We start from the raw sequence: 6,562 nt of genomic DNA on the forward strand, positions 1-6,562 counted from the left end.
TCACCCTCCCACACTCATACTTACAAATATTTTTTTTTTTGTGGTTATATGCGTTGTCATCTCGGACGGGGCCGGGGGGGGCGGGCCCCCCCCCCCCCCCCCCGGCGGGTCCCGACAGAGCGGGACGATGCGCGGTGGTCACTGACCGGCCGCCCAGAAGCTGTCGGTGAGCTCGGTGAGCTTCTTGCCAGTCTCCTCCGGCGACGCCTTCTTCAGGGGGGTCATGTCGACGAGGATCGAGCCGGCCTTGTCCTGCTTGTACCCCGGCGGGAAGAACTCCCGGCGGCTCGGGTCGTACGTCGTGTCGGGCGTGCCCTTGAAGCTTTCGAGCAGTGAGGTGAGGGTGGGGCCGACGATGTCGGAGACCTCGGAACCCAGCTCGGTGGCGGGCAGATCACTGGACGCCTTGGAGAACTTCGCGGCCACCTCCGGCCGGGAGAGGTACTCCATCCACTTCTTGGCGTTCTCGGGCTGGTCGGAGGTGGCTGAGAGGATGAGACCAGTCAGCGCGAGCGGACCCAGCGCCGGGTCGGGCACCTGGCCCGCTGCGTCCCCCGGCAAGCCGAACGCGTAGACGTCGTCGGGCTTCATGCCGTTCTGCTCCAGGAAGGACAGTGTGAAGGTGCCGCCCACCAGCCAGGCCGCCTTGCCCTGGGCGAAGGCCTGGTCGGCCTCGTCGATGCCGAGGGTCTGGGTGCCGGGCATCCAGTACGGGGTGACCTGGTCGTATGCCTGGAGCACCTTGACGCCGTTCGGGGAAGACCAGTTGGTGGCCTTGTCCTTGCCGAACAGGGCCTCGTAGCCGCTCCGCCCGAGCATGGAGTAGGCGAGTGGCTGGGCTAGCCAGGTGATGCCGGTGTCCGGGATCTTCAGGCCGAGTGCCAGGCCGCCGTTCTTGTCGTCCTTGGCGTGCGTGGCCTTCAGCCCGTCGACGAACTCGGCCCAGTTGGTCGGCGGCTTGGTGATCCCGGCGTCGGTGAGCATCTTCTTGTTGGCGTAGACGATGCCGAAGGTGCCGATGGTGAACGGGACGCTGTGCCGGGCGCCCTTCTTCACGCCGTGGAGCTTGCTGCCCTCGTCCTGGGACTCCTTGAACTTCGCGTCGTTGACATAGCCCGACTCCCGCACGTTCTCCGGGTAGCGGTTCAGCCATTCGTTGTTCACTACGTTCGTGAGTTCGGCGGCGATCCCGCTGGCGCCGAAGCCCAGGTCCTCACCATCGGAGTGAGTCTCCATCACGTCCGGCAGGTCGCCGGTCTTGGCCGCGCTCTGGATCTTGGTCGCGAAGGCGTCGTCGGGCGTGTACGCCTGCACCTTGACCTTGATCCCGGTCGCTTTCTCGAAATCGTTCGCGGCCTGTTGGAGCCCGGGAACATGGGTCTGCTTGAAGGTCCACATCTCGAGAGTGCCCGAGCCCCCGGAGGCAGGATCCTCAGAACCGCCGCACGCGGTCAGGGCCGACAGGGTCAGCGTGGCTGCGACAGCCACCGCCGCCAGTCTGGCAGTCCCGGAATGACGTATGCGCATCGCCCTTACCTCGCTATGCTTCGTTCAGATAGCCGAACGTTGTTGGGTTACCTGAACATAGAGACGAAGTGATATAAGCGTCAAGAAGGCGGCGCGAAAGCCCTGGACGAGCGCCAGTTGACGCCGGCACGGGAAGCGGAGGTTCTGGTGGAATCGGTGGCAGCAGAGGCGGGCGAGCGCAAGCCCGAGGAGGTCAAGTCCGCAGCGCGGGTGCTCGATGTCCTCGAGCTGCTGGGCGCGGGCGGAGCCAGGCTCTCGCTCGCCGAACTGGCGAGCGCCATGCGGGTGCCGAAGAGCAGCCTGCACGCCGTTCTGCGCACCATGGAGGGGCGCGGCTGGGTGGACGTCGACGCCGCCGGCGGCCGCTACAGCCTGGGCCTGAAGGCGCTGATGACCGGCACGGCCTATCTGGAGGGCGACGACGTCGCGAGCCTGGCGGGCCCGGTGCTTGACGCACTGGCGGAGGAGACCGGCGAGGCGGTGCACCTGACCCGGCTGTCCGGCTCGGACGTCGTCTACCTCGCCAAGCGCGAGTCGCGGCACGCGCTGCGCATGTACTCGGCCGTGGGTAGCCGGTTGCCTGCCCACGCCACCGCGCCAGGCAAGGCGATGCTCGCGCAGTACGAGCCGGGCGAGGTCGACCGGCGGCTCAACTGGCCGCTGGAGAAGCTCACCCCGGACACCGTCACCGACCCCGCCGAGCTGGCCGCCCAGCTGGCCGAGGCGCGGCTGCGCGGCTGGGCGCTGGACGACGGCGAGAGCTCGCCCGGGGTGCGCTGCGTGGCGGTGGCGCTGGGCGCGGAGCACGGGGGTGGCGACGCCGTGAGCTGCTCGGCTCCCATCAGCCGGATGGACGCCCGGCGCACCGAGGAGATCGCCCTCGCGGTGACCGAGGCGGCGCACTCACTGCAGACGTTGCTCAAGCGACTCGGACAGCACTGAGGGGTTCAGCCGTTACAGGGCCGACGGAACTCGCATACGTTCCGATAGCCGTACACCATACGCCTATCAGTACGTTGAAGCTTCCTTGCCGCGCCGCACGGCTGCCCGCACATCGTACGACCAACGAGCCCGGACTGTACGGCCTCGGCTGCGCGAGCGACCCCCCAGCGTACGCTCGCGGTGCGCGCCGTGCTGGACGAGCTGTTCCGACGTCGACTTCGCCCGGGTGCGCATTCCGACCCTCGGCAGCCTCACCCCGGCCCGCAAGCTCGCCGCGCTGTGCGAGCTGCGCGGGGTGCGGCTCGCCCCGCATGGACCGGCGGACGTCAGGCCCGTGGCGCAGGCCGCGACCCTCGCGATGACGATCGGCAGCCACGCCTTCGGAGTGCAGGAGTCAGCCGTAGCGAAGAGCCGCCAGCAATGTCAGGGAATTCTCTGCCATAAACAATGGAGAGTGTAAATTAATAAGCCTGACCTACTAGCTGGATATTCTCCCAAATTTGCGGCCAGGAGTTGACTTAATAACACACTTGGTTTTACATGGCCGACACGAGGTGGACAGGAAGGCCTAACCCATGCATGCTCACCAGCAGGCCGGCGAGGAGCGCATAGCCAAGTTCCTCAAGGAGCGGCTGCGTTCCGCGCTGTACCCTCACCGTGTGCCCATGGACATCACGGCCTGGAACGTGCCGGGCGAGCCTGTGCCCGTATCGACGGCGCTGAAGGGGGAATACCGGCCGTTCACCATAGGCAGTGAATGGGGCGCGCCGTGGTCCACCACCTGGTTCCGGTTCACGGCGGAGATTCCGCAGCGCTGGGCGGGCCGCCGGGTCGAGGCGATCTTCGATCTCGGCTTCGACCTCACCCGCGGCCCCGGCGGTCAGGCGGAAGGTTTCGTCCACGACAAGCACGGGAAGCCGCTACAGGGCTTGCACCCGTACAACCGCACTCTGCTGCTGAGCCGTTGCGCCACCGTGCGGGAGCCGGTCCATCTGCTGGTGGAGGCCGCGGGTAACCCCCCTATCGTGGGCAGTGCGGGCATCAACACCCATTTCGGTGATCCCGTGACGGCGGGAAGCGCGCCCCTGTACCAGCTGCGCCGCGCTGACATCGTTGTCCGGGACGAGGACGTCTGGCACCTCATCCACGACGTGGACGTGCTGTACGAGCTGATGCTGGCGCTTCCCGAGTCGCTGCCACGCCGGCACGAGATCCGCGTCGCCCTGCAGCGCGCGATCGACGCCGTCGACCCGTACGACATCCCTGGCACCGCGGCCCGCGCCCGCGAGGTCCTCGCGCCCGTCCTGGCCCGCCGCGCCCACGAGTCGGCGCACACTGCCGTCGCCGTGGGCCACGCGCACATCGACTCCGCCTGGCTGTGGCCGCTGCGCGAGACCGTGCGCAAATGCGCCCGTACCTTCTCGAACATGGCCACGATGGCCGAGGAGTACCCGGAGTTCGTCTTCGCCTGCTCCTCCGCCCAGCAGTACGCCTGGATGAAGGAGCACCAGCCGGAGGTCTTCGACCGGGTCCGCAAGGCCGTCGCCGCCGGCAATTGGGCACCGGTGGGCGGCATGTGGGTGGAGGCCGACGGAAACCTTCCCGGTGGTGAGGCCCTGGCCCGGCAGCTGGTCTTCGGCCGCCGATTCTTCCGCGACGAGCTCGGGGTCGAGACCGACGGCGTGTGGCTGCCGGACTCCTTCGGCTACACCGCGGCCTATCCGCAGCTCGCCACGCTCGCCGGGGCCGAGTGGTTTCTCACCCAGAAGCTGTCGTGGAACGAGACCAATCGACTGCCGCACCACACGTTCTGGTGGGAGGGCATCGACGGCACCCGGATCTTCACGCACTTCCCGCCCGTCGACACCTACAACGCCGAACTGACCGGCGCCGAACTGGCCCACGCGGTCGCCAACTACGCCGACAAGGGCGGCGGCACCCGCTCCCTCGTCCCCTTCGGCTACGGCGACGGCGGGGGCGGCCCCACCGCCGGAATGCTGGAGAAGGCGCGCCGGCTGGCCGACCTGGAGGGCTCGGCGCGGGTGGAGATCATAGAACCATCGGCCTTCTTCCACCAGGCGCGCGAGGAGTACGAGGACGCGGCCCCGGTCTGGCGGGGCGAGCTGTATCTGGAGACCCACCGGGGCGTCTACACCAGCCAGGCCCGCACCAAGCGCGGCAACCGCCGCAGCGAAGCGTTGCTGCGCGAGGCCGAGCTGTGGGCGGCGACCGCGGCCGTGCGGGAGGGCGCCTCGTACCCGTACGAGGAACTGACCGAGACGTGGCAGCAGGTGCTGCTCCACCAGTTCCACGACATCCTGCCCGGCTCCTCCATCGCCTGGGTGCACCAGGAAGCCGAGCAGACCTACGCCCGCATCCACCGCCGACTGGAACGCCTGGTCGAGCGCGCGACCGGTGCGCAAGGGGACGGCAGTCCGCCGACGGTGCTCAACGCCGCCCCCCACGACCGCCGCGAGGTCGTCATCCTCGACGACAGCCCCGCCACCGCGGAGGCCCAGCGGCTCGCCGACGGCCGCTGGGCGGTGCTAGCCGAGGCCCCGGCCCTCGGCCGAGGCCCGGCCGGCCTGCGGTTGGGGGACACCGCCCCGCTCACCGTCACCGAGGACAACGGTTTAGTCCTCGACAACGGTCTGATCCGGATCCGTATCGACGCCGACGGGCTCGTACGCTCCGCCGTCGACCTCGCCACCTGCCGGGACGCGATCGCGCCAGGGGAGGCGGGCAACCTGCTTCAGCTGCATCCCGACGACCCGGTGCGCTGGAGCGCCTGGAACATCGATCCGACGTACCGCACCGTCCACCGCGACCTCACCGACGCGGTCTCGGTGGAGCTGCGTGACCGCGGCCCGCTGCAGGCGAGCGTGCGGGTCACCCGCTCCACCGGCCGGTCCACCATCGTGCAGGACCTGATCCTGACGGCCGGCAGCCACGCCCTCGTGGTCGACTCCGACATCGACTGGCGCGAGCGGGACATGCTCCTGAAGGCCGCGTGGCCACTGGACGTACACGCGGAGAACGCGCGCGCCGAGATCCAGTACGGCCACATCGAGCGCCCCACCCACGAGAACACCAGCTGGGACGCGGCCCGTTTCGAGCTCTGGGCGCACCGCTGGATCCACGTCGGCGAGCATCGCTGGGGCGTGGCGCTGGCCACGGACTCCACGTATGGCCACGACGTCAGCCGCAGCACCCGCGCGGGCGGTGGGACCACGACCACCGTGCGGCTGTCGCTGCTGCGTTCCCCGCATAGCCCCGACCCGTACGCCGACCGGGGCGCGCACCGCTTCCGCTACGCGCTGCGTCCCGGCGCCGACGTCGGCGCGGCGATCGAGACGGGCTACGGGCTGAACCTGCCGCTGCGTCCTGCCTCCGGCGCGAATGTGGCCGGCCGGCCGCTGCTGACGGTGGACAACCCGGACGTGGTGGTGGAAGCCGTCAAGCTCGCCGACGACCGGTCGGGCGATGTGATCGTCCGGCTCTACGAGTCCCGCGGCGGCCAGGCCCGCGCTACGCTCGCCGCGCACTTCCCGGTGGCGCATGTGCAGGAGACGGATCTGCTGGAGGACCCGTTCCCCAGCTCGCACGCCCGCAGGGGCAGGAGGTATCCCCTCGCCGAGCCCACCGACGAGGGCGGCGAAGTGTCCCTGTCGCTGCGCCCGTTCGAGATCGTCACGCTGCGCCTGACCCGTCCGCTGCGGGACGCCGATGTCTGAGCTCCAGACGGCCGATGAGGCCTCGCTCCGCCAGTGGGCCGCCCAGGACGGGCCTCTCGCCCTGCGCGCCCGGATCGTCCTGCTCGCCGCCGGGGGTATGCGCGACGCCGACATCGCCCGGCAGCTCGGCGTCTCCCGCCAGACCGTCGGCGCATGGCGGCACCGCTGGACGGAGTCGGGTGTGGACGGGATGCGCGACCGGGCCCGGCCCGGCCGTCCCGCGATGGTCGACGAGGCCGACGTCATCGCGCGTACGCTCCTCGGCCCCGGCAGCGGCACCGCGTCGCGGGCCGTCGCCCGCGAACTTGGCCTGTCGCACGCCACGGTCGCGGCGGTGCGCCGCCGCTGGTCCGCAGGAC

At 69.7% G+C, this 6,562-nt stretch carries 5 protein-coding genes; 4 read left to right on the plus strand and 1 reads right to left on the minus strand.

The window, feature by feature from the left end:
- Nucleotides 1–138: 138 nt before the first annotated feature.
- A complete protein-coding gene (locus AB0J09_RS52350) occupies nucleotides 139–1,488 on the minus strand; it encodes an extracellular solute-binding protein (RefSeq protein ID WP_360709391.1) in 1,350 nt (449 codons plus the stop codon).
- Between the two features lie 186 nt (nucleotides 1,489–1,674).
- Between AB0J09_RS52350 and AB0J09_RS52355 the strand changes: the two genes are divergently transcribed.
- The 4 genes from AB0J09_RS52355 to AB0J09_RS52370 all read left to right on the plus strand — a co-directional run.
- Entirely contained in the window at nucleotides 1,675–2,469 is a 795-nt protein-coding gene (locus AB0J09_RS52355) for an IclR family transcriptional regulator (protein ID WP_360709393.1), read from the plus strand.
- Between the two features lie 85 nt (nucleotides 2,470–2,554).
- Complete coding sequence (locus AB0J09_RS52360) at nucleotides 2,555–2,929, plus strand: enolase C-terminal domain-like protein (RefSeq protein WP_360709396.1); 375 nt, start codon at nucleotides 2,555–2,557, stop codon at nucleotides 2,927–2,929.
- A gap of 115 nt (nucleotides 2,930–3,044) precedes the next feature.
- The gene (locus AB0J09_RS52365) at nucleotides 3,045–6,203 is read left to right on the plus strand and encodes a glycoside hydrolase family 38 C-terminal domain-containing protein (RefSeq protein WP_360709399.1); all 3,159 of its coding nucleotides are present in this window, start codon (nucleotides 3,045–3,047) and stop codon (nucleotides 6,201–6,203) included.
- The coding region (locus tag AB0J09_RS52370) for a helix-turn-helix domain-containing protein (RefSeq protein WP_360709402.1) at nucleotides 6,196–6,562 on the plus strand (367 nt) is incomplete at its 3' end. The genes AB0J09_RS52365 and AB0J09_RS52370, both read left to right, overlap by 8 nt.

Origin of the sequence: Nonomuraea sp. NPDC049784, from assembly GCF_040659615.1 — a bacterium.
Lineage (GTDB): Bacteria > Actinomycetota > Actinomycetes > Streptosporangiales > Streptosporangiaceae > Nonomuraea.